Below are 23,561 nucleotides of genomic sequence, written 5' to 3'. Positions count from 1 at the left end.
TCCGTGGGAATGGGATCCGACCCCTGACGCGACCCCGGCGTTGAGGGTTATTTGTCGAAACCCAGCAGCAGCGGGTCGTGGTCGGAGCTGCGCCACGGGCCCTGCACGTTGCGGCCCTGGTAACCGCTGGCGTCCTGCTCGTCGGCGTTGCTGTGCCATTCGGCGGCACCGCGCAGGCGCTTGGCCATGCCCGGGCTGAGCAACGCGTGGTCAAGGCGGCCGGTGTAGCCGTTGTAGACGTAGCTGTAGGGATGCTCGACCTTGACGACCTTGAACGCGTCCTGCCAGCCCAGGTCGTGCAGGGTGCGGATCGGGTCTTCCATCGCGTAGGCGTTGAAATCGCCCAGCAGTACCGCGTCCTTTGTACCGGTACCGGTCGGATCCGTCTGCAGCCAGGCATGCAGCTGCTGCGCCGAGGTCACGCGGGTGGCGTTCCAGCAACCCTGGTTGTCGTTGCGGTCGGCGTCGGCGCCGCTTGCGTCGCGGCAGCCCTTCGACTTGAAGTGATTGGCCACCACCACGAACGGCGCGCCCTGCTTGCCCTGGAAGGCCTGCGCCAGCGGCACGCGGCTGTGCTCGACGAACGGGCCGCCGGTCAACGTGGCCGGCGTGCCGACCGGCTGCAGGCGTGAGCTGCGGTAGATGATGCCGACCCGGATCGGGTTGTCGCCGGGGCCGTTGCCGGCATCGACGAAGCGCCAGTCGCCCTGCGCGCCGCGGTCACGGTTGAGCGCATCGACCAGTTCGGCGATGGCCGACTGCGGTCCGTAGCCGTCGTTCTCCAGCTCCATCAGCGCGGCGACGTCGGCGCCCAGCGCGTTGACCGTGGCGACCAGCTTGGCCACCTGCGCTTTGTGCTCGTCCAGCGTGCGGGCGCCGCGCAGGGTCGGGAAGCCGCCGCCCTGGCCATCACCGTTGAAGAAGTTCTCCAGGTTGAAGGCGGCCACGTGCAGGCTACCCGGCACGGTCGGCACTGCGGGGCGCTTGAGTTCCGGCAGTTTCAGCGCACCCTCGACCTGCAGGCGCGGACGGCCCTGCGCGTCCACGCGCACGATGCCCTCCACATTGCGCAGCTGCATGCCAGTGCGCAGCACCGGGTTGCCCGGCAGGTAGGCCACGCTGGCCGGATCGCGGGCATCGCTGCCATCGTCCAGCACCAGGCGACGACGCTGGTTGTCGGCCATCACCTGCTCATAGCCGGCCGTACCCGGCGCGGCCACTTCGGTCGGCTGCCAGAGGCGGCCATCGAAGGCCACGGTGAGCTGGCCGAAGCGCTCCAGGCCATCGGTGCCGGCCAGGGTGAGCGGTGCGGCGATGCGCACGCGCTGTCCATCCAGCGCGCGCCAGTCGGCTGGCGCGGCGGTCAGCACCACGCTGGCGCTGCTGCGCGCAGCGGGCGGCGTCGCGACCGGCGTGGCCTGCGGCTGGGCCTGGGCGATGGCGCCGGCCGGCAGCAGCAGGGACAGGGCAAGGGCGAGGGAGCAGCGGCGCATCGACGGGCGATTCCTGGGACGAGGGCGCACAGACTAACCCTGAAATGCGAAACCCCGCCTGCGAGCGGGGTTTTGACCTTGGTGGGCAAAGCCTAGGTCGTGCCGGCCGCTGGCCGGCAACCTCATGACCTTCGTGCGATGTGTGGTTGCCGGCCAGCGGCCGGCACTACCGCTTACTTCAGATTGGCCAGCATCCAGTCCACGGTGGCGTGGATCTGTTCTTCCGTCAGGGCCGGGTTGCCGCCCCTGGGGGGCATGATGCCGCCGTCGGGGCCGGTATAGCCCTCGATGGCGTGCTTGTAGAGCGTGTCCTTGCCCTGCGCGATGCGCTTGTCCCAGTGCGAATGGTCCAGCGTCGGTGCCATGCCCACGCCGGTGGTGTGGCAGGCGGTGCACAGGTTGTCGAAGATCACCTTGCCATCCTTGGTGCCGCCGTAGGCCACCTGCGACGCGGCCTTGGCCAGCGCGGCGGCCTTGGCGGCGGCCTGCGCGGCAGCGCCGGTACTGCCGGCATAGACCGCGCCGGTGGGCGAGATGCGCTGTTCGGTGCGCTTGGCCGCGGTCGGCGACACCTCGGGCGGAATCCGGGTGTGGATGTAGGCGGCAAGGAGGATGAGGCCGAGGGTGATGGTCGCCAGCAGCGCGATCACCATGGAGAAGCGTTTCAGGAACTCCAGATCGTAATTCCGCACTCTTCGTTACCCCTGGCTGATAGTCGTTGGACCACGGCTGAGCGACTGCGTGATGGGCCGAGTATAGAACGCACTTTGCGTGCGACAACAGGCGTCACTGCTGATGCGGCGCAGCATGCCGGGGCTGGGGTCAGATCCCTTTTGCGCCGCAAAAGGGATCTGACCCCAGCAACAGAAGCCGGCCAGCGGCCGGCGCTACCGGATTGCCGGGGCGCCGATCGCGCGCAGGCAGAAGCTGCAGATCGCATCCACCAGCGCGTCTTCGTCGCGGTGCGCTTCGCGGCTGGGTGCGGTCGGGCCGACCATCGCTTCGGTGAAGGCACCCACCAGGCAGGCGGCGGCCACATGCGCGTCCTGCGCAGGCAGCTCGCCGGCCGCTACGCCCTCCTCCACCAGCCGCAGGAACACGTCGCCGAAGGCGCGACGGCCGCGCATGCGCTCGGCTTCCACGTCCGGGTCGACCGGTTCAACGATGAAGGCGTGCGCCAGCCCCGGCCCGGCCAGGGTACGGCGGACGAAGGCGGTGATCGCCAGCCGCAGCCGCTCGCTGGCCGCCTCCGGGCCACTGGCGATGCGCTCCATGATCGCGACCTCGTGGGCGACGGCGGCATTGAGGACTTCCACGAACAGCTCTGCCTTGGACGGGAAGTGGCGATAGATCAGGCCGGTGGACACCCCGGCCTGGGTCGCCACGGCCGTCACCGGGGCATTGCGCCAGCCGCCCGTGGCGACCAGCTCGCGGGTGGCCAGCAGGATCCGTTCACGGGCGCCCGCCAGGCGTTCTTCCATCAATGCAGAGCGTTTATAAGCCATGTTCTGATTCTAGTTTCAATTTTTGAATTCGTATTCACTTCTTACCCGAACCCCGCTACGCTGGGGCCATCGCCCGTGTGGGTGGCGGTCCTGCAGACCGCCCCCCACTCCCCCGCCGGGTGCGTCCATTCCTGCCATCCCGCCGTGGAGCCACCACAATGCACGTGCCATCCCTGAACTTCGATCTTGGCGAAGACATCGACCTGCTGCGCCAGAGCGTGGCCCATTTTGCCGCCGCCGAGGTCGCTCCGCTGGCCGCCGAGGCCGATGCCAGCAACCAGTTCCCGCTGGCGCTGTGGCCGAAGCTGGGCGAACAGGGGCTGCTGGGCCTCACCGTGGAAGAAGCATACGGCGGCACCGGCATGGGTTACCTGGCCCACGTGGTGGCGATGGAAGAGATCTCGCGCGCGTCCGGCGGCATCGGCCTGTCCTATGGCGCGCATTCCAATCTGTGCGTGAACCAGCTGCGCAAGAACGGCAACGAGGAACAGAAGCAGCGCTTCCTGCCCGACCTGTGCAGCGGCGCCAAGGTGGGCGCGCTGGCGATGAGCGAACCGGGCGCCGGTTCGGACGTGGTGTCGATGAAGCTGCGTGCGGACAAGCGCGGCGACCGCTACGTGCTCAACGGCAACAAGATGTGGATCACCAACGGCCCGGATGCCGACGTGCTGGTGGTCTACGCCAAGACCGACATGGAGGCCGGCGCCAAGGGCATCACCGCGTTCCTGGTCGAGAAGGGCATGAAGGGCTTTTCCACCGCGCAGAAGCTGGACAAGCTGGGCATGCGTTCTTCGCCCACCTGCGAGCTGGTGTTCCAGGATTGCGAGATTCCTGAAGAGAACGTGCTGGGCCAGGTTGGCGGTGGCGTGCGCGTGCTGATGTCCGGCCTGGACTACGAGCGCGTGGTGCTGTCCGGTGGCCCGCTGGGCCTGATGGCTGCGGCGATGGACGTGGTGATGCCGTACGTGCACGAGCGCCACCAGTTCGGCGAGCCGATCGGCAGCTTCCAGCTGATCCAGGCCAAGATCGCCGACATGTACGTGGGCCTGGGTGCCTGCCGCGCGTATGTCTATGCCGTGGCACGTGCCTGCGACCAGGGCCGCACCACCCGCCAGGACGCCGCCGGTGCCATCCTGTACGCCGCCGAGAAGGCCACCTGGCTGACCGGTCAGGCGATCCAGATCCTCGGCGGCAACGGCTACATCAACGAATACCCGACCGGCCGCTTGTGGCGCGATGCCAAGCTGTATGAGATCGGCGCCGGCACCTCGGAGATCCGCCGCATGCTGATCGGCCGCGAACTGTTCCAGCGCACCCTGTAAGGCCACTGCGATGACCGTATTGAGCACCCAGCTGCAACCGGGCAGCGAAACGTTTGAAAGCAACCGCGCGGCCATGCAGGCCGTGGTCGACGACCTGCATGCCACCCTCGCCCGCACCGCGCTGGGTGGCAGCGAAGCCGCACGCGCCAAGCACACCGCGCGCGGCAAGCTGCTGGTGCGTGACCGCATCGACGCGCTGCTCGACCCCGGCAGCGCCTTCCTGGAAATCGCGCCGCTGGCCGCGCACGGCATGTACGAAGACGCCGTGCCGGCCGCTGGCGTAGTGGCCGGCATCGGCCGCGTCAGTGGCGTGGAATGCGTGATCGTGGCCAACGATGCCACGGTCAAGGGCGGCACCTACTACCCGATGACGGTGAAGAAGCACCTGCGCGCGCAGGAGATCGCCGAGCAGAACCACCTGCCGTGCATCTACCTGGTCGATTCCGGTGGTGCGTTCCTGCCACTGCAGGACGAAGTCTTTCCCGACCGTGACCATTTCGGCCGCATCTTCTACAACCAGGCCAATCTGTCGGCGCAGGGCATTCCGCAGATCGCCTGCGTGATGGGCAGCTGCACCGCTGGTGGTGCCTATGTGCCAGCGATGAGCGACGAGACGGTGATCGTGCGCGAGCAGGGCACGATCTTCCTCGGCGGCCCGCCGCTGGTGAAGGCGGCCACAGGCGAAGTGGTGACGGCCGAGGAACTGGGTGGTGCCGATGTGCACACGCGCATCTCCGGCGTGGCTGACCACATGGCCGACAACGACCTGCAGGCACTGGCACGGGTGCGCGCGATCATCGCCCAGCTCAACTGGCGCAAGCCGGAACCGGCCATGGCGGTGCAGGCGCCCGAGGAACCGCTGCTGCCGGCACACGAACTGTACGGGGTGATCCCGGCCGATACGCGCAAGCCCTACGACGTACGCGAAGTGATCGCGCGGCTGGTCGATGGCTCACGCTTCGACGAATTCAAGCCGCGCTACGGCGCAACGCTGGTCACCGGCTTCGCCCATCTGAACGGCTACCCGATCGGCATCATCGCCAACAACGGCATCCTGTTCTCCGAGTCGGCACTGAAGGGCGCGCACTTCATCGAGCTATGCACCCAGCGCAACATCCCGCTGGTGTTCCTGCAGAACATCACCGGCTTCATGGTGGGTCGCAAGTACGAACAGGGTGGTATCGCCAAGGACGGGGCCAAGCTGGTGATGGCGGTGGCCTGCGCCAGGGTACCCAAGTTCACCGTGGTGATCGGTGGCTCGTTCGGTGCCGGCAACTACGGCATGTGCGGCCGCGCCTATTCGCCGAACTTCCTGTGGATGTGGCCGAACGCGCGCATCGGCGTGATGGGTGGCGAACAGGCCGCCAGCGTGCTGGCCACGGTCAAGCGCGATGGCATCGAGGCCAAGGGCGGCCAGTGGCCGGCAGCGGAGGAAGACGCGTTCAAGGCACCGATCCGCGACCAGTTCGAGCAGCAGGGCCACCCGTACTACGCCAGCGCACGCCTGTGGGACGACGGCGTGATCGATCCGGCCGACACCCGCCGGGTGCTGGCGCTGGCGCTGTCGGCCAGCCTCAATGCCGCCCCGCAGCAGACGCGCTTCGGCGTGTTCCGCATGTAACCCGTGCCATGACCGAGCCTGTTGCCATGTTCACCAAAGTCCTGATCGCCAACCGCGGCGAAATCGCCTGCCGCGTCATCGCCACCTGCCGCCGCCTCGGCATCGCCACCGTGGCGGTGTATTCCGATGCCGACCGCAATGCACGCCACGTACGCCTGGCCGACGAGGCCATCCACATCGGCCCGGCTGCCGCGCGTGAGAGCTACCTGCGCGGCGACGCGCTGCTCGACGCCGCACGCCTGACCAGCGCGCAGGCGATCCACCCCGGTTACGGTTTCCTGTCCGAGAATGCCGACTTCGCCGATGCCTGCGCCGCCGCCGGCATCACCTTCATCGGGCCGCCGGCCAGCGCGATCCGCGCGATGGGTGACAAGAGCGCGGCCAAGGCATTGATGGCCAAGGCCGGTGTGCCGCTGACGCCGGGCTACCACGGCGACCAGCAGGCGCCGGATTTCCTGCGCGCGCAGGCCGATGCCATCGGCTACCCGGTACTGATCAAGGCCAGCGCCGGTGGCGGTGGCAAGGGCATGCGCAAGGTCGAACGCAGCGAAGATTTCGTCGATGCACTGGCCAGCTGCCAGCGCGAGGCGGCCTCGGCATTCGGCAACGACCAAGTGCTGGTCGAGAAGTACGTCGAGCGCCCGCGCCATATCGAGATCCAGGTGTTCGGCGACAGCCACGGTGATGCGGTCTACCTGTTCGAGCGCGATTGCTCGGTGCAGCGCCGCCACCAGAAGGTGCTGGAAGAAGCGCCCGCCCCGGGCATGAGCCCCGAACGTCGTGCGGCGATGGGCAAGGCCGCGGTCGATGCCGCGCGCGCGGTGGGCTACGTCGGCGCCGGAACGGTGGAGTTCATCGCCGGCCCTGACGGCGATTTCTACTTCATGGAAATGAACACCCGCCTGCAGGTCGAGCATCCGGTCACCGAGTACATCACCGGCACCGACCTGGTGGAGTGGCAGCTGCGCGTAGCCTCGGGCCAGCCACTGCCGCTGCGCCAGGAGCAGCTGGCGATCCACGGCCACGCCATCGAGGCGCGGCTGTATGCCGAAGACGCCGACCGTGGTTTCCTGCCGTCCACCGGCCTCCTGCGCCGCCTGCGCCTGCCGTCGCCGTCGACTCATGTGCGCGTGGATACCGGTGTCGAGGAAGGCGACAGCATCACGCCGTACTACGATCCCATGATTGCCAAGCTGATCGTCTGGGACGTGGACCGCGACGCCGCGCTGCGCCGCATGAGCCAGGCCCTGGCCGACTGCCAGGTGGTGGGCGTGACCACCAATGCCGGCTTCCTGCGCCGCCTGGTGAACACCGATTCGTTTACCCATGCCAAGCTGGATACCGCGCTGATCGAGCGCGAGCAGGCCGCATTGGGCCGGGTGGGTGACAGCGATGATGCGCTGTGGCTGCTGGCGGCGGTGGCCGCCGTGGCCACTACTGCAGGTGCAGCCAGCGACGCGCGCGACCCGCATTCGCCGTGGCAGGCGCAGGATGGCTGGCGCCTTGGCGCGCCCGCGCCGCGCGTGCTTCCGCTGCAGCAGGGTGAACGCCGGCACACGCTGAAGGTGTGGGCGCAGACCGATGGCTGGCGCGTGCAGTGCGATGACGCGGCACCCGTGCAGGTGATCGGCACCGCCGATGTGCGGGGGCTGGCGGTGCAGCTGGGCGGGCGCCGCTGGACACTGCAGCTGCTGCGCGACGGTGACCAGCTGTACCTGTTCGGCACCGACGGCCAGCACCGTTTCACCCTGCATGATCCGGTGAGCGAATCGGACCACGCCGTGGCCGATGCCGGCAGCCTGCTGGCACCGATGCCCGGGAAGATCGTGGCCACGCTGGTCGCCGCCGGTACCGAGGTCAAGCGCGGCACGCCGCTGGTGGTGCTGGAAGCGATGAAGATGGAGCACACCCTGCAGGCGCCGGCCGACGGCACGGTGAAGGGCTACCGCGCCAAGGCCGGTGACCAGGTCAACGACGGCGCGGTGCTGGTGGACTTCGAAGCGGCGTGAACGCCAGGGCGACGGTCGCTCAGCGGTCGTCGCCCGCCGTCACCCGACCAGCGGGATCGAATTCTGCCGTGTCCAGTGTGGCACTGCGCCAGCCCAGGCCGCAGATGGCCATCGCGCTCTGGCCGATGCCATCGAAGCCGAAGGCACGATCGACATCGGCATCGTTGATGGCTGCGGTGACGAAGGCGGCCAGGCCGCGCTCGGTCGCGCACAGGTACAGCAGCTGCGAGATGTGGCCGACATCCAGCGTCACCGCACGATGCGCCTTGGCGTGGTTGCGGTACTTCCAGAAGCAGCGGTCATAGCGCGGCGCCAGCACCAGCAGCGCCGGCGCATCCGCGAACCACGCCTGCCCGGACAGCATCCGCCGCGCCAGCGCCGGCAGTGCCTGCGACGGTGGCGAGGGCAGCGGCAGCACGGCGTGCTGCACCGGGTGGTAGTGATACAGGCCCGGTGCCAGTCCTTCCACGTTCTGCACCAGCAGGAAGCCTTCGGTAGGATGCAGGCCGCCACCGGAAGGCACGTTCTTCTTCAGGAACTCGGTGTCGCGCTCGACCTTCTGCACCGCGTGCGCCATCAGCGTGCGCTGCAGCACCTGGGCCAGCAATGGCAGCGGCAGCGCGCGCTGCGGGTCGAAATTGCGGCAGGTGGTGCGGCGCGCCAGCAGTGCATCGAACGCGGCCTCTTCGCTGCGCGGCAGCGGCTGGTAGTCGCCCTGCATGGGCTGCACCACCGGCGGTGGCGGCCCGAGGCGCTGGCGCAGGCCGGCAGCGGTGTCCAACCCCTGCCGACGCATGTCCTCCACGCTGTCCACGGCCTGCCAGCGCGCATGGCGATGGGCCAGCGCGGCCAGCGGCCACCACTGGCTGCGCCGCAGTGCCTCGTCGCGCAACTGATGCCCCACCTCGCTCGGCGGGTCGGTCAGCAGCAGGCCCTGCTCGACCAGGCGGGCCAGCATCGCCGGGGAGGCATCGGCGGGCGGTTCGCTCCAGCGGTGCGCGCTGAGCTCGCCCAGCAGCTGGCGCTCCTCGGCGTCCACCGGCAGTGGCTGGTCCAGATGCGCGGCCAGCGCCACCCAGCTGATCTGGCTGTCCATCTCGGCGTGGCCGGCCAGCATCGCGCGCAGGTCCAGGGTGACCGCCTCGCGGGGCTCGAACATCAGGCTGGCGCAGCGGCGCAGGCGCATAAGTTTCCTTCCTTCTGCCGCACAACCGGCATAGCAGCAACGACCGCGGCGCGGCCAACTTTAGCGATGTGCGCAGCGCGGCCCTCAATGGCAGGCTGTCGCGGCCGATACGAGAAACTCCACCTACGGACGATCCCCATGAGCACCCATCCCCGCCTTTCCGCCGCAGACGCCAGCACCCTGCTGGACCACCTGATCGGCAGCGACGACTTCCGCCGCCACTTCACCGCGTCGCCGGCCAAGGCCCTGGCCTCGATCGGGCTGGACGGTGCCGTTGGCGAGAACGACTGCATGAAGATCGGCACCCTGGCCTCGGTCGAGGAGCTGAGCCAAGTGCGTGACGGGCTGCAGGCCCACCTGTCCGGGTCGGTGGCGGCCATGACCGTGGTGTTCTGCTTCGAAGCCGGCAAGGTCGGCGAGCGCATCGACGGCTGACCCGCCATCAGGGCGCGCCGGCCGTGGCCGGCGTAGCCCACGTGGAGACGTCATACACGTTCAGCGGTTGCCACACCTGCAGGGCGGTGACCTCGGCAATGGCCTGGCCGCGATGCTGGGCCAGCCAGGCCTGCTGGCGGCGCACGGCGGCTTCATCGCCCTGCGCACGCAGCGCGAGCAGCAGCACGACGCGCGCCTGCACCGGCTCGCTGCCATCCAGCATCGGCTCGATCAGGGCGCGGGCAGCCTCGGGGCGCTGCATCTGCAGCTCATCCATGGCGCTGACGATGCGCAGCCAGCGGTCCGCGACCGGACTGCGCAGGCTGCGCAGCAGGGGCCGCTGCTCGTCCAGCCAACGCCTGGCCAGTTCGAACTGGCCCTGCCGCTGCGCCAGGTGGACCAGTGCCAGCCACTGCAGGCCACGGGCATGCAGCATGGGATCATCACGCTCCTGCAGCGTCGGCTGCAGCAGCGCCGCAATGGCCTGCAGCCCGGCACGGTCAGCGCCCGGGCACAACGCCGCCACGCTGGCATGCTGCAGGCGCTGCTGCACCTGAAGATCGACCAGCGTCGGCGCCGCTGCATCTTCGCGTATCGCCCGCTGCATCGCCGGGCAGTCGCGCTGCGCGGCCGCCAGCAGCAGCTGCGCACGCAGCTTCATCCGCTGCTGCAGGGCATCGCTGGCATGGATCTGCGGCAACAGCTTCGCTGCCTTGGCGTACTGCCCCTGCGCCACCAGCACATCCACGCCGGTCTCATCGGCGTCATCACGGCCGCGCAGGATCTGCGCCTGTGCCAGTGTTTCGGCAGCGAGCTGCGGTTGGTTGGCAGCGATCTGTATCCGCACCAGGTGGACCAGGGGATACAGCCGCAGCGGATCCTGCGGCACTGCGGCGGCACGCGCATAGGGCTCGGCCTCGCTGAACTGGTTGGCCTGCAGCAGGTACCAGGACGTGTTGGACAGCCCCGCGAACGAATCCGGATAGACCTTGGCCAGCGTGCGCCATTGCTCCAGCGCCCAGCCACCCGGCTCCAGCTCGGCCATCCAGGCCTTCAGGTACAGCCGCTCGCGTGGCGGCAGCCGATCCTGCAGGTCCAGCGCATGCTGCATGGCTTCGCGTGCACGCCGCCCTTCCTCGACGCGCGCATGCAGTTTGGCCACGCCCATGTAGGCCAGGGCGAAACCGGGATCGATATCGATCGCCGCCTGGTAAAGGTTGCGCGCCTCCTCAAAGCGACGCTGGCCCAGTGCACTCTCCGCCAGCGCGAATGCACGCAGTGCGCGCAGGTCCTGGGTCGATGCCCGCGGCAGCGGCAACGACTGTTCCAGGCTCGCCACCGATTCGCCCAGTCCGCGCCGCAGGCGCCCGACCACATCGTCCACCGCGAACACCATCTGATCGGATCGATCCGCGGTGGCGGTGAACGTCTGGATCACCTGGCCGCTGCCCGGTGCTGCGACGTCGATGGCCAGCTCGTAGCCACCGATCTTCTGCCGCACGGTCGGCAACAGCACGGCGCGCGCGCCTTCCCGCACCGCCACGTTGGCCGCGGTATCGCGGCTGAGCCGGGTATCGCCGGAGAGCCGCGCCATTTCCAGGCTTTCGCGGATCTTGCCCTCCGACAGCACGTTCACGTAGCGCGACTGCTCCAGCGCGATCCGGATCGCATGCCGCATCGAGTCGTCGAAGATCGGGTCGCCGGTGAGGTTGTCGACATCGCCGAGCACCACCCAGTCGCGCTCGGCGAACGCAATCGCCGGTTCCGGCCGCAGCAGCAGCCAGCCGCCCAGCACCGCCACCGCCAGCACCAGGCCTTCGGCGGCCAGCACCAGCGGCTGCCGCCACAACGGCATGTCGCGGCGGGCCTTGGCATTGGCACGCGGCATGCGCAGCGGTGCGGAGCCGATCTCGCCCACTTCGATCACTTCCTGTACCACCGCCACGCCCTTGAAGCGCCAGCGCCCGTGCGACTTCCACAACAGGCGCGTGCCGCGCTCGCCCAACGCATCGGTGGCACGGCGGGTCAGCGATTCGGCTACCGCCGACAACAGGATCTGGCCGGGCCGCGCCAGCATCATCAGGCGCGCCGCCATCGGCTTGGCCAAGCCTTCCACTTCCATCGACTTGGCGCCGGCGCGGACCGCCTCTGCACTGTTTTCCCAGGTCAGCACGTCACCCACATGCAGGCCGGCACGCGCGCGCAGTTCAATCGCACGCTGCTGGCCCAGCGCATGTAGTTCGCGCTGGTAGTCCAGGGCGAAGCCCAGGGCATCGATGGCGCGCTCGAACAGCATGAACAGGCCGTCCGAACGATCGATCAGCTGGCCATTCCAGCGGTGCTGCAGCACCAGCACCAGGCGGTCGTGTTCCTGGAACAGGCTCGCCGCCGCCACGTCGCCGATCCGCTCGACCAGCTGCAGCGAATCACACAGATCAGTGAACAGCAGGGCGCGTAGCTGTGGGCTATGCGGGGCTGACGTTCCGTTGTCGCCATTCATCGCCTGCATCTCCCTATTGGCCGTCCGGATCATCCACCCAGCGCAGGCAGTTGCCGCCATCACGCTTGGCCCGGTACAGCGCCCGATCGGCGCTGGCATACCACTCGCTCCAGTCCGCGTCGGCATCCAGCAGGCTGGCTCCGATGCTGACCAGGCTTACATGCGGCGTGCCATGGCTGCGCTCGAGCAGGCCGTGCACCGCGCTGAGGATGAACTCGGCAGCGTGCTGCACGATCTCGCGGTTGCCACGGCGCAGCATCAGGCAGAACTCATCACCGCCAAGCCGGCAGGCCAGGTCCTGTTCGCCAGCCATCGAGCGCAGGATGTTGCCCATGCTCTGCAGCACGCGGTCGCCGGCCTGGTGGCCGTGGCGGTCGTTGATCTGCTTGAAACGGTCGCAATCGATCAGCAGCAGCGCCTGCGGCGGCCCCTCGGCACGCTCGCGGCACTCCTGCAGGTACAGGGTGAGGCCACGGCGGTTGTGCAGACCGGTCAGTTCATCGGTACGCACCAGCTCGCGGGTGTGGGTCAGCTGGTGGGTGGTGATGTAGAGGTTGTCCAGCGCGGTTTCCAGATCGTGGTTGCGCCGGCGCAACTGGCTGATCAGGGCCTGTTCGTTGGCCAGCACGCGCATGATCGTGCGGCGCAGGAAGTAGGCCACCAGGCCCGGATCGGATTCGACCAGCCGGTGGAAATCAGCCGGCCCCAGTTCCAGCACATCGCAGTCGACCAGCGCGCGCGCGCTGGCGCTGCGCAGGTGGTCGCCGACCAGCAGGCCCAGTTCTCCGAAGAACTCATGCTGCCCGAGTGTCTTGATCACCAGGTCCTCGCCGAAGTCCAGTTCGATCTGGCCTTCGAGGATCACATACATGCGCTCGCCGCGGTGGCCACGCTGGAACAGCCACTGTCCGGCACGGAGCTTGCATGCGCGGGCGAATCTGGCAAACAATGCCACCTCGGCATCTGACAACAGCGCGTGCACGATCTCGGCCATCGCCACCCGGGCGATACCTGTCGTCACATCACTGTTCTCGGCCGCACCCCTGCCGGTCATTCCCTGCACCCGCCGCCAGCGTCCCCTGGTGAGCCGCGGAGCATAGCACCGCTTTAAAGTGTGCGCCCTATCTCATTTTGACCGTTCTGCCGATCTTGATTGACGTGAAGATCGGTGGTGGCCCGTTCTGGTCACGGGTGCCCGGGCAAAACCCCTGCTGGATCAATTCGATGCCGGGTTTCACAGGGTTTCGGCCAAGTTGCCGGAACCCGGGGTGCGCCTGATTGACGCTGCCCGCTGGCTGCCCCCCTTGCATCGATACAACAACGCCGGCAGGTCCCCCGACCGGCCGGCGTTGCCTGGCCCTTCCCTGGCCACCCTGATCGGATTTCCAGGCCCCGGTAGAGCCGGCCGCTGGCCGGCTGCCACGCAGCGCCCGGAGCATCCCGTGATTGCCGGCCAGCGGCCGGCACTACCGGATCACGCCGCGCACCGGATCACGCCGCGCGTTCGCTGCGCCCGCCGTGGAACTGCTCTTCCTCGGTCGATCCGGTCAGCGCGGTGGTCGACGACTGGCCCTGCTGGATCGCCTGGGTCACCGCATCGAAATAGCCGGTACCGACCTCACGCTGGTGCTTGACCGCAGTGAAACCGCGCTCGGCCGCTTCGAACTCGGCTTCCTGCAGTTCCACGAACGCACTCATCTGGCGGCGCGCGTAGCCGTGGGCCAAATTGAACATGCCGTAGTTCAACGCATGGAACCCGGCCAGGGTGATGAACTGGAACTTGTAGCCGTAGCTGCCCAGTTCGCGCTGGAACTTGGCAATGGTGGCGTCGTCCAGGTTCTTCTTCCAGTTGAAGCTGGGCGAGCAGTTGTAGGCCAGCAGCTTGCCCGGGAACTTCGCGTGGATCGCCTCGGCGAATTTGCGTGCAAACTCCAGGTCCGGCTTGCCGGTCTCGCACCACACCAGGTCGGCATAGGGTGCATAGGCCAGGCCGCGGCTGATCGCCTGGTCCAGGCCGTTGCGGGTCTTGTAGAAACCTTCGACGGTGCGCTCACCGGTGGTGAACGGCTTGTCGTTGCCGTCGATGTCACTGGTCAGCAGATCCGCAGCTTCGGCATCGGTGCGCGCGACCAGCAGGGTCGGCACGCCCATCACGTCGGCGGCCAGGCGTGCGGCGTTGAGCTTCTCGATCGCCTCGCGGGTCGGCACCAGCACCTTGCCGCCCATGTGCCCGCACTTCTTGACCGAGGCCAGCTGGTCCTCGAAGTGCACGCCGGCGGCGCCGGCCTCGATCATCGCCTTCATCAGTTCAAAGGCGTTGAGTACGCCGCCGAAGCCGGCCTCAGCATCGGCCACGATCGGCTGCAGGAAGTCGATGTCATCCTTGCCTTCGGCGTGGTGCAGCTGGTCGGCGCGCAGCAGCGTGTTGTTGATGCGCTTGACCACCGCCGGCACCGAATCTGCCGGGTACAGCGACTGGTCCGGATACATCTGGCCGGCCAGGTTGGCGTCGGCCGCCACCTGCCAACCGGACAGGTAGATCGCCTTCAGGCCGGCCTTGACCTGCTGCATGGCCTGATTGCCGGTCAGTGCACCCAGCGCGTTGACGAACTCGCGCTCGTGCAGCGACGCCCACAGCTTCTCCGCACCCAGGCGGGCCAGCGAATGCTCGATGTGGACGGTGCCGCGCAGGCGCACCACGTCGGCGGCGCTGTAGTTGCGCTGGATGCCTTCCCAACGCGGGTTGGTATCCCAGTCGTGCTGGATCTGTTCGGCAGTGGGCAGCTTGCTCATGTCTTTCTCCAGTTCGGTTCGTGCGTGCAGCGGGGAGGGAAACGGCGGTAGACGCGGGCGGCAGTCAATCGATGCGCGCGTAGGCCGGCAGGGTCAGGAAATCGGTCAGTTCTTCGCTGCGGCTCAGTTCGCCGAGCAGGGCGATGGCCTCGCTGATGCGCGCGCCACCGGGCAGCGCGGCGGTATCGCCCAGCCGTGCCGGCAGCTGCGACAGGGTGGAATCCAGCAGGGCCAGGTCGATCGCGGTGCCATCGTCCAGCTGCTGGCCCGGCGTATGCAGCCACTGCCACAACTGGCTGCGGCTGATCTCGGCGGTGGCCGCGTCCTCCATCAGGTGATGGATCGGCACACAGCCGTTGCCATCCAGCCACGCCGCCAGGTAACGCACGCAGACTTCCACGTTGCCTTCGAAGCCGGCGCGGGTGATGGTGCCCGGCGGCCGCGCGATCAGTTCGTCGCGGCCGACGCGCACGTCCTGGCGCAGCACGCTGTGCTGGTTCGCACCGGGCATGTGCTCGTCGAAGATCGCCATCGCCACCGGAATCAGCGCCGGATGCGCGACCCAGGTGCCGTCGTGGCCGGCGCTGACTTCGCGCAGCTTGTCGGCGCGCACGCGGGCCATGGCCTGTTCGTTGGCGGCGGCATCGTGGTTGATCGGAATCTGCGCGGCCATGCCGCCCATCGCATGCGCACCGCGGCGGTGGCAGGTCTGGATCAGCAGTTCCGAATACGCCTTCAGGAACGGCTGGGTCATGGTCACCTGGCCGCGTTCGGGCAGCACGCGGTCGGCGTGGCGGCGGAAGGTCTTCAGGTACGAGAAGATGTAGTCCCAGCGCCCGCAGTTCAGGCCGACGATGCGATCACGCAGCGCGTGCAGGATCTCGTCCATCTCGAACACCGCCGGCAGCGTTTCGATCAGCACGGTCACCTTGATCTGGCCGTGCGGCAAGCCGAGCATCCCTTCGATGTGCGACAGCGCGGTTTCCCACAGCGCCGCCTCTTCCATGCTCTGCAGCTTGGGCAGGTAGAAGTACGGGCCACGATCCTTGGCCTGCAGGGAGCGGGCGTTGTGGAAGGCGAACACCGCTGCGTCGAACAGGCCGCCGGCGAGGAACTGGCCGTCGACGCGTACGTGCTTCTCGTCCAGGTGCCAGCCACGCGGGCGCACGATCAGCACCGCCTGTTCGTCGTATGGGCGCAGCGTGTAATGCTTGCCATTGGGGGCGGTGTATTCGAGATCGCCGCGCACCGCCGCGGCCAGCGACTGCTGCCCGGCCAGCAGGTTGCGCCAGGTCGGCGAGGTCGAATCCTCGAAGTCGGCCATGAACACCTTGGCGCCGGAGTTCAGCGCGTTGATGACCATCTTCGGGTCGGTCGGGCCGGTGATCTCGACGCGGCGGTCCTGCAGCGCGGCCGGCAGCGGCGCAACGCGCCAGTCGCCGCTGCGGATCGCAGTGGTGTCTTCACGGAAGTCCGGCAGGCCGCCCTGGTCGAAGAACGCCTGGCGTTCACGGCGGGCCTGCAGCCTCGCCTGCCGGCCCGGTTCCACCGCGCGGTGCAGCGACACCAGCAGGGCCAGCAGCGGCGCCGGCAGCACGGTGTCCTGGCCGGCCACGCGGGTCGCCAGGGCGATGCCGGGGGTGGCCTTGGTGGCGGGGGTGGGAACGGCGGAAGCGACGGCGGACATGGGGCTACTCCAGCGGTGGGGGAACGTCTCCACGGTGCCGCTGGGCCTCAGTATTTGGCAAAACAGTTTTTGCAATGTTTTACATAAGTTGTGCTAATACTCGTTACACGATGAGCACACGCGCCCCGCCAAGTCCTCGTTTTTCCTACAAATCCGACCGGCTCAAGCCGCTGCGCGCATTCTGCCAGACCGTGCGCCTCGGCTCGGTCTCACGGGCGGCTGAGGCACTTTTCGTCAGCCAGCCGGCCATCAGCCTGCAGTTGCAGGCGTTGGAACGGGAGCTGGGGGTGCCATTGTTCGAGCGCAGCGGGCGGCGCCTGGTGCCCAGCCGCGAGGGCCAGCTGCTGTACGAGATGGCACAGCCGCTGGTGGAGAACCTGGACGGGCTGGAGGCGCGCTTCCGCGACAAGGTGCGCGGCCTGGACGCGGGCGAGCTGAACATTGCCGCCAACAGCTCGACCATCCTGTACCTGCTGCCGAAGATCGTCGAACGCTTTCGCCTGCACCACCCGGACGTGCGCCTGACCCTGCACAACGCGATCAGCGCCGACGGCACCGACCTGCTGCGCGAGGATGCCGCCGACCTGGCGATAGGTTCGATGACCGATGTGCCGGCCGACCTGACCTACGCCCCGGCCTACCGCTTCGAGCAGGTGCTGATCGCACCGCACGATCATCCGCTGGCCAAGGGCGGCGAGCTGGAGCTGGCCGACATCGCGCGCTATCCGCTGGTGCTGCCGCCGAAGCGGCAGATCACCTACCGCCTGGTGGACCAGGTGTTCCAGCGCCACCGCATCGCCTACACCGTGGCGCTGGAAGTGGGGGGCTGGGAAGTGATCAAGCAGTACGTGGCGATGGGCATGGGCATTTCCATCGTGCCGGCGCTGTGCCTGAACGAGGCCGACCACGAGCGGCTGGCGGCGCGGTCGATGAAGCGCTGGTTCCCCGAGCGCAGCTACGGGGTGATCGTGCGCCGGGGCAAGGCGCTGTCGGCGCAGGCGCGGGCGTTCATCGAGCTGATCCAGCCGGAGTTGTTCAGTCCGCGCGATTACGATCAGAGCGGGCATTCGGAGCGGTGAGGGGTGTTCTGGTTTGCAGGGTTGCCGCCCTGCACCTGCAGAGGCCGAAGCAACGGCAACGTCAACGGCAACAGCGGGCATTCCGTGGGATGGCGGGGTGGGTCCGGTTGCGGGGGACGCCGTAAACCCGTCCATGGAGGCTCGGTCGCGCCATCCATGGCGCTCACGCCCCCGCAACCGGACCCACCCCGCCTTCGACTGTTTTCTGCGAACTGTGGGAAATGCTTCCCATGGTGGGTGCCGACCGTTGGTCGGCACGGGGTCGGATCCCGTTGCTGCGCAACGGGCTCTGACCCCGCCTCTGATTCATTTCCGGCTGACGATGAATAAACTGGCCCCATGTCCATCGAACTCCGCCACCTGCGCTACTTCCTCGCCGTCGCCGATACGCTGCACTTCGGCCAGGCGGCGGAGCGGCTGGGCATGTCACAGCCGCCGCTCAGCCAACAGATCCGCCAGCTGGAAGAACTGATTGACGCGCGCCTGTTCGTGCGCAGCCATCGCCGCGTGCAGCTGACGCCTGCGGGCGAACTGCTGCAGGAACGTGCACGCGCCATCGTGCAGCAGGTGGAAACGGCCGTGGACGAGGTGCAGCGTGCACAGCGTGGTGAGCAGGGTGAACTGCACATCGGTCTGACTCGCGCCACGCCGCTGTCGCCGCAGATTCCGCGTTCGATCCTGCGCTACCGTCAGCAGTACCCGCAGGTGCGGCTGCAGCTGAGCGAGATGAACACGCTGCAGCAGATCGACGCGCTGCTCGACGGTTCACTGGACGTGGGCATCATCCGCAAGCGCGCGCTGCCGCCGGAACTGGTGGCGCACAGCCTGTTCGTCGACCCGCTGGCGCTGATCGTGCACGCCGACCACCCTGCCCTGCGCAGGCTGTCGAAGCAGGGCACGCTGTCGCTGCGCGACTTCGCTCAGGAGCCGTTCGTAGCGTTCCGCCGCAGCGCCGGCGCGGGCATCCACGACCACATGATCGCGTTGTGCGCGGCGGCGGGCTTCACGCCGCGCATCGTGCAGGAAGCCGGTGAAGCATCGACGTTGATCAGCCTGGCCGCCGCGGGCCTGGGTGCGGCGATCCTGCCGTCGTCATGCGATCACATACGCGTGGAAGGATCGCGCTTCGTGGCACTGGCCGATGCCGGCGCGCATTCGGAAGTGCAGCTGGCCTGGCACCGCGAACGGGTAACGCCGCTGATCCGCAATTTCGCCACGCTACTGCGTGAGGCGTTCGCCGAAGGGTGAAGTGCAACCCACCCGGGTAGTGCCGGCCGCTGGCCGGCAACCCCACATGGGCCGGCATGCCGGCCAGCGGCCGGCACTACCGTAGCGGTGGATCACGCGGTGACCGGCTGCGGCGCGCGCTGCTGCAGTGCCCAGACGATGCCACCACCGATCAGGGTCAGCACGGCAGCGAACAGGCACACACCCAGCCAATCCCAGGCCGCATAGGCCAGGCCACCGACCCCGCCCAGCACGCTGGATCCCAGGTAGTAGGCGAACAGGTACATCGCCGAGGCTTCGGCGCGCATCGTACCGGCGCGGCTGCCAACCCAGCTGCTGGCCACCGAGTGGCCGCCGAAGAAGCCGAACGTGACCAGCGCGATACCCAGTGCCATCGCACTCAGCCACGGCATTGCCAGCAGCACGATGCCGGCGCCGATCAGCGCGAACGAGATCGACAGGATGCGGCCGCGGCCGTAGCGCGTGGCCTGCTGGCCCATCCACGCCGAACTGAAGGTGCCCACCAGGTAGACACTGAAGATCAGGCCGACCACGGTCTGGCTGAGGTGGTAGGGCGGCGCCAGCAGGTGGTAGCCCAGGTAGTTGTAGAGGGTGACGAACACGCCCATCAGCACGAACGAGGTGGCGAACAGCCACGGCAGGCCCGGGTCGGCGAACAGCATGCGCCAGCGCGACGGCAACTGGCGCAGGCCGTCACGACGGGGATGGAAGTGGCGCGACGGCGGCAGCTGAAGCCACAGCAGCACCGTGCTGGCCACCGCGATGATCGAGACCACGCCGATACCCCAGCGCCAGCCCCAGTGGTCGGCGATGATGCCGGCCAGCAGGCGCCCGCTCATGCCACCGATGGCATTGCCGCCGATGTACAGGCCCATCGCCAGGCCCAGCGCACGGCTGTCCATTTCCTCGACCAGGTAGGTCATCGCCACCGCCGGCACGCCGCTCAGCGCCAGGCCGAGCAGCGTGCGCAATACCAGCAGCGTGGTCCAGTCATCCACCAGCGCCGAGCTCAGCGACAGCATGGCCGAGGCCAGCAACGCGACGATCATCAACGGGCGGCGGCCGACCGCATCGGACAGCAGACCAGCCAGCAGCATCGCCACGGCCAAGGTGCCGGTGGTCAGCGACAACGACATGGCGCTGCCGGCGGCGGACACGCCGAAATGGCGGCTGAACTCAGGCAGCAGCGGCTGCACCGTGTACAGCAGGCCGAAGGTGGAAAAGCCGGCCAGGAACAGTGCCAGCGCGGTGCGACGAAAGGCCGGTGTGCCCTGCTGGATGCGGGTCTCGGCGCTGGGGTCGACAGTGGGGGGGCGGCGTTCGACGGCCGCCGCGGTTTCGCCAGTCATGGGATCGATGGGCCGGTGGGGGCGGCCAAGCGCGGGAGGGAACGGGCCTCAGACTAGGCCCGTCTATCCAGTCGATCCATAACCTGATAGGTCATGATTGATATACGAGAAGTATCAATTCAGCTTACAGGCGCTGCCACTCGAAGCCGTCGCCCCGGCGGTAGTACACCGCCACCGCGCGGCCGTAGAGCTTGTCGGCGTCGACGAAGCCGAAGAAGCGGCCATCGAAGCTGTTGCCGCGGTGGTCACCCAGCACCAGCACCTTGCCGGCCGGCACCACCAGGTCGGCGATGTCCGGACCGCCGCCCATGTCCAGATCAAGGCGGGCGCGTCGCTCGCCGAAGGCTTCCACGTCCTGCAGGTCGGCCATCTGCAGCGGCTGCCCGTTGATGCTCAGATGGCCCTCGCGCATCTGCACATGGTCACCGGCCACCGCCGCCACGCGCTTGATCAGGCGGGTGCCGTCGGCCGGTGAGTCGAAGACCGCCACCTCGCCACGCTGCGGGGTGCCGGTCGCCATCAGTTCCGTGTTGGTGAACGGCAGACGCAGACCGTAGGCGCGCATGTCCACCACCACCCGGTCGCCGGGCTGCAGGGTCGGCTGCATCGAACCACTCGGCACCACGTAATGGTTGGCCAGGGTATCGCGGGCGGCGGCGAGCAGGCCGAGCATCACCAGCAGCGGCAATGCCTCCTTCTTCAGCCAAGCCACGGCGCGTTGGAAAAGGGGGGGACGGGCAACAGCATCCATGACAGGCTCCGGTTGGGTGGTGGCTGCATCAGACCACATCTGGGCGCAAGAGGTTCCCGCGCCGCGCTCCTGTAGAGCCGAGCCTACGCTCGGCTTGTTCTTTGTAGCGTCGAGGTTGCCCGACTGGGGCGCAGAGCAGCCGAGAGTAGGCTCGGCTCTACATGAAGGGTTACGCAGGTTTTACGCCCCGGTCCGGCCACCGGCATCGCACCTTTACGGGCAGCACGCGCATCGTGTGCCCACCGCGCCACACGGCGCATTCCGCAAGGTGTTGTATGACCCTCCTGGTGATCCGCCACGCCTCTTCGTCGGCACCGCGTCCCCAACTGCCGGCACAGCTGGCCGGCCATCGCGTGCTGTGCAGTGACTGTGCCAGCCTGTCCGAGGTACGCCAGTGCCTGTGCCAACCGCAGGCGCGCTCGGCCGACTGGGTACTGCTGGATGTCGGTGCCGCCGACGAGGCGCAATGGCAGGCCGAAGGTGGCGCGCTGCAGGCGGCGCTGGAACGGCTACCGGCGCAGTACATCGAGTTGCAGGCGCCCAGCGAACCTGGTCTGGATGCACGCCTGCGCCTGCAGCACGGCCCCGCCGCCGTGGTGGTCGACCAGCGCAGCCAGCAGGCCGGTTACCCGTTGTCGCTGGCCATTGTCGGCCGCCGTCTGGCGCAGGAGAGCTGAGTCATGTCGATCTTCATCATCCGCGGCCCGGAAGCGGCCGGCGCCCTGATCCGCACCGCGATGCCGCTGCCGGCACCGGTCCTGAAGTCGCTGGTGCATCGCGCGATCGACGCCGGCACCAGCGTGGCGATCCGCGCCTGCGGTTCGGAACAGGAACTGCTCGATGCACTGCGCGTGGCCGACCACAGCCGTGGCGAGGTGACGCTGCTCGATCCGGGTGCGTGCGCCAACAGTCTGCGCCTGCAGCGGCTGCTGCCCTATCTGCACAACGCGTATGTAGAGGTGCATGACGACGGCGCAGTGGCCGAACCGTGCCTGCCAGCCGGTGTCGGCCAGCGCCTGGGCATTGCTGCTGGGTATGGCGCGCAGAGTTATGTGCTGGCGCTGGATATCGCGCTCGATCACCTGGGCCTGGCCGAGCAGGCCAACCGGGTGCACGTGGGGACGTAACGCTGCAATCAAACTACACAGCTAAGCGTTGGGCAGATGCAACTCCGAAGAAGCGGTGAACATGTTTCGCCGCTTTCCCCACAATTTAGGTCCTCCAAACGGAGGCAGCTCATGCGATGCTGTAAGCAATGGAAAGTTGCACATCGTGCAGACGAGCGCCTACCACAAGGAGGATCACGCGAATGATTGACGCATCTCCCGGCATTCCGCCTCACATTGCCTTGCTCCTCAATGAAAAGTTCGAATTTTCAGATCATCGAAGCGCTGCCAGAAAACTGAAGGGTATGCTGCGAGAGCTGAAGGACCAAGCTGTCGTAGAAGACATTCTTTCAAAGAAACCCAATGAATCTGATGAGAGAAATTTCAACGCCATACTAAGCGGAGGCCTAAACCTCTTCGCCGGAGAAGGCGCTTGCCAAGCCTTACCTTGTCGGGTCAGCTACGCGACCCAGATCTCTCGAAGTATTGCGCTAATGGCTGACACAGTCACGGCGAGCGATTCAATATTCGAAAAAATAATGAGACTGCGTTCAAGGCCAAGAAACGACGAGATATACCCTCTTCTGTCTGATCTAATCGTACTGAAGACAATTTATCCACTCATTGAGGCGGGACTATTCAAGTTCTCCCCTCCTTTCATTGGAGCCTGCTCAGGATGCATGAAATCATTCAACGAGAAAATTGAAGAAATCACAGATCGCGCTTTTCTCCAATTAGGGAAGGAGATAAAAGTCGAGCGCAGCTCAAATGGGACTTCAATGGACTTTGCTTCAGTATATACCCCTGCTATCCACATATACATTGACGAAGAATTTGCAAAATCAAACAGAGACGATGAAATAATAAGATCTGTCCTTAGAAGCTCAATTCGCTCCATCTTTCTTGACGCAAAAAGCGCAAGCTGGCTCAAAGGAAGCGTATTCTCCAACTCAAACGCAGGAATAACTGCGCTGCTGTCTGAGGATGGCAGAGTACTTGACTCATGGGATCTTAGAGCATTCTCCGCTGACCGAGCGGCGAATCTTCCGTGGGTTTCAGGATTGACTGTTCGTCAAACTCTAGAACTGAGAAATGAAGCAAAATCCGCGTTGCCAGCTCTCCGAGAGTTCATGGCTAGAAGACTATCGTCGCCCGACAATTCACAACAAGCGACGAACTGGGCGGACACCGTTGCCGAACTTCGAGATCAAGCAGCGCAGGTCCGATCTGAGCTGGCCATTGCAACCTCTCGCTCGAGATCCCTTCAACGAAACGCAATTGGCATTCTTGGCCTATGTGTATCAGCAGTGTGCCTTGCGACGGAAGGTCCTGGCTCCGCAATTGGTGGCTTGCTTGGAACGCTCGGACTGGTTCACTCGGACTCTTCGCCGATAAGTGAAGCAAAAGCGAAGCCCGGCTATGTGCTTGTTGCGGCGGAAGATATTCTCCACCATGCCAGTTAGAAAAACGGCGGGGT

At 66.9% G+C, this 23,561-nt stretch carries 19 protein-coding genes; 9 read left to right on the top strand and 10 right to left on the bottom strand.

Features of this window, described 5'->3' with window-relative positions; all coding sequences use genetic code 11:
• Positions 1 to 47: 47 nt before the first annotated feature.
• The 3 genes from ACS0OT_RS00915 to ACS0OT_RS00905 form a co-directional block, all read right to left on the bottom strand.
• On the bottom strand, positions 48 to 1,493 hold the full coding sequence (locus ACS0OT_RS00915) for an ExeM/NucH family extracellular endonuclease (RefSeq protein WP_065178405.1): 1,446 nt from the start codon (positions 1,491 to 1,493) through the stop codon (positions 48 to 50).
• Positions 1,494 to 1,666: 173 nt separating this feature from the next.
• The gene (locus ACS0OT_RS00910) at positions 1,667 to 2,185 is read right to left on the bottom strand and encodes a c-type cytochrome (RefSeq protein WP_065178404.1); all 519 of its coding nucleotides are present in this window, start codon (positions 2,183 to 2,185) and stop codon (positions 1,667 to 1,669) included.
• Between the two features lie 195 nt (positions 2,186 to 2,380).
• A complete protein-coding gene (locus ACS0OT_RS00905; protein ID WP_442256001.1) occupies positions 2,381 to 2,998 on the bottom strand; it encodes a TetR/AcrR family transcriptional regulator in 618 nt (205 codons plus the stop codon).
• Positions 2,999 to 3,156: 158 nt separating this feature from the next.
• Between ACS0OT_RS00905 and ACS0OT_RS00900 the strand changes: the two genes are divergently transcribed.
• From ACS0OT_RS00900 to ACS0OT_RS00890, 3 genes are read left to right on the top strand one after another with little or no spacing between them, the layout of a single operon-like run.
• Complete coding sequence (locus tag ACS0OT_RS00900; protein WP_053499282.1) at positions 3,157 to 4,320, top strand: isovaleryl-CoA dehydrogenase; 1,164 nt, start codon at positions 3,157 to 3,159, stop codon at positions 4,318 to 4,320.
• 10 nt (positions 4,321 to 4,330) lie between these two features.
• Positions 4,331 to 5,941 (top strand): carboxyl transferase domain-containing protein, encoded by a 1,611-nt coding sequence (locus ACS0OT_RS00895; protein WP_111174940.1) that lies wholly within the window; start codon positions 4,331 to 4,333, stop codon positions 5,939 to 5,941.
• Between the two features lie 26 nt (positions 5,942 to 5,967).
• Positions 5,968 to 7,950, top strand: a complete 1,983-nt coding sequence (locus ACS0OT_RS00890) for an acetyl-CoA carboxylase biotin carboxylase subunit (RefSeq protein WP_065185581.1) — start codon at positions 5,968 to 5,970, stop codon at positions 7,948 to 7,950.
• A gap of 19 nt (positions 7,951 to 7,969) precedes the next feature.
• Here ACS0OT_RS00890 and ACS0OT_RS00885 read toward each other — a convergent pair whose 3' ends face one another.
• On the bottom strand, positions 7,970 to 9,136 hold the full coding sequence (locus ACS0OT_RS00885) for a putative peptide maturation dehydrogenase (RefSeq protein WP_065178401.1): 1,167 nt from the start codon (positions 9,134 to 9,136) through the stop codon (positions 7,970 to 7,972).
• A gap of 138 nt (positions 9,137 to 9,274) precedes the next feature.
• Here ACS0OT_RS00885 and ACS0OT_RS00880 point away from each other — a divergent pair, with 138 nt between their 5' ends.
• Positions 9,275 to 9,571 (top strand): NHLP-related RiPP peptide, encoded by a 297-nt coding sequence (locus ACS0OT_RS00880; protein WP_065178400.1) that lies wholly within the window; start codon positions 9,275 to 9,277, stop codon positions 9,569 to 9,571.
• A gap of 7 nt (positions 9,572 to 9,578) precedes the next feature.
• Here ACS0OT_RS00880 and ACS0OT_RS00875 read toward each other — a convergent pair whose 3' ends face one another.
• The 4 genes from ACS0OT_RS00875 to aceB all read right to left on the bottom strand — a co-directional run bounded on the left by ACS0OT_RS00875 (position 9,579) and on the right by aceB (position 16,551).
• Positions 9,579 to 12,071, bottom strand: coding sequence for a putative peptide modification system cyclase (locus tag ACS0OT_RS00875; RefSeq protein WP_235646194.1), 2,493 nt, complete (start codon positions 12,069 to 12,071; stop codon positions 9,579 to 9,581).
• 13 nt (positions 12,072 to 12,084) lie between these two features.
• Positions 12,085 to 13,125: a GGDEF domain-containing protein gene (locus ACS0OT_RS00870; RefSeq protein WP_032954692.1), complete on the bottom strand. Its 1,041-nt coding sequence runs from the start codon at positions 13,123 to 13,125 to the stop codon at positions 12,085 to 12,087.
• Between the two features lie 437 nt (positions 13,126 to 13,562).
• The gene (aceA, locus tag ACS0OT_RS00865) at positions 13,563 to 14,864 is read right to left on the bottom strand and encodes an isocitrate lyase (protein ID WP_061480262.1); all 1,302 of its coding nucleotides are present in this window, start codon (positions 14,862 to 14,864) and stop codon (positions 13,563 to 13,565) included.
• Between the two features lie 64 nt (positions 14,865 to 14,928).
• On the bottom strand, positions 14,929 to 16,551 hold the full coding sequence (gene aceB / locus ACS0OT_RS00860; RefSeq protein WP_005420731.1) for a malate synthase A: 1,623 nt from the start codon (positions 16,549 to 16,551) through the stop codon (positions 14,929 to 14,931).
• Between the two features lie 110 nt (positions 16,552 to 16,661).
• Between aceB and ACS0OT_RS00855 the strand changes: the two genes are divergently transcribed.
• Both ACS0OT_RS00855 and ACS0OT_RS00850 read left to right on the top strand, forming a co-directional pair.
• On the top strand, positions 16,662 to 17,630 hold the full coding sequence (locus ACS0OT_RS00855; protein ID WP_053499296.1) for a LysR family transcriptional regulator: 969 nt from the start codon (positions 16,662 to 16,664) through the stop codon (positions 17,628 to 17,630).
• 339 nt (positions 17,631 to 17,969) lie between these two features.
• Positions 17,970 to 18,878 (top strand): LysR family transcriptional regulator, encoded by a 909-nt coding sequence (locus ACS0OT_RS00850; protein ID WP_005420736.1) that lies wholly within the window; start codon positions 17,970 to 17,972, stop codon positions 18,876 to 18,878.
• Positions 18,879 to 18,970: 92 nt separating this feature from the next.
• Here the strand turns inward: ACS0OT_RS00850 and ACS0OT_RS00845 are convergent, their stop codons facing one another.
• Both ACS0OT_RS00845 and lepB read right to left on the bottom strand, forming a co-directional pair.
• Positions 18,971 to 20,227, bottom strand: a complete 1,257-nt coding sequence (locus ACS0OT_RS00845; RefSeq protein WP_065185577.1) for an MFS transporter — start codon at positions 20,225 to 20,227, stop codon at positions 18,971 to 18,973.
• Between the two features lie 124 nt (positions 20,228 to 20,351).
• Positions 20,352 to 20,978: a signal peptidase I gene (gene lepB / locus ACS0OT_RS00840; RefSeq protein WP_065185576.1), complete on the bottom strand. Its 627-nt coding sequence runs from the start codon at positions 20,976 to 20,978 to the stop codon at positions 20,352 to 20,354.
• A gap of 275 nt (positions 20,979 to 21,253) precedes the next feature.
• Between lepB and ACS0OT_RS00835 the strand changes: the two genes are divergently transcribed.
• The 3 genes from ACS0OT_RS00835 (at position 21,254) to ACS0OT_RS00825 (ending at position 23,547) form a co-directional block, all read left to right on the top strand.
• A complete protein-coding gene (locus ACS0OT_RS00835; protein ID WP_061480257.1) occupies positions 21,254 to 21,655 on the top strand; it encodes a hypothetical protein in 402 nt (133 codons plus the stop codon).
• A gap of 3 nt (positions 21,656 to 21,658) precedes the next feature.
• A complete protein-coding gene (locus ACS0OT_RS00830; RefSeq protein WP_004153636.1) occupies positions 21,659 to 22,105 on the top strand; it encodes a 3-dehydroquinate dehydratase in 447 nt (148 codons plus the stop codon).
• 182 nt (positions 22,106 to 22,287) lie between these two features.
• On the top strand, positions 22,288 to 23,547 hold the full coding sequence (locus ACS0OT_RS00825; protein ID WP_155761135.1) for a hypothetical protein: 1,260 nt from the start codon (positions 22,288 to 22,290) through the stop codon (positions 23,545 to 23,547).
• Positions 23,548 to 23,561 lie beyond the last annotated feature (14 nt).

Origin of the sequence: Stenotrophomonas maltophilia group sp. RY12688 (assembly GCF_052149045.1) — a bacterium.
GTDB lineage: Bacteria > Pseudomonadota > Gammaproteobacteria > Xanthomonadales > Xanthomonadaceae > Stenotrophomonas > Stenotrophomonas sepilia.
Note: the sequence above shows the minus strand (reverse complement) of the source record. Positions and strands in the feature narration are given on the sequence as shown.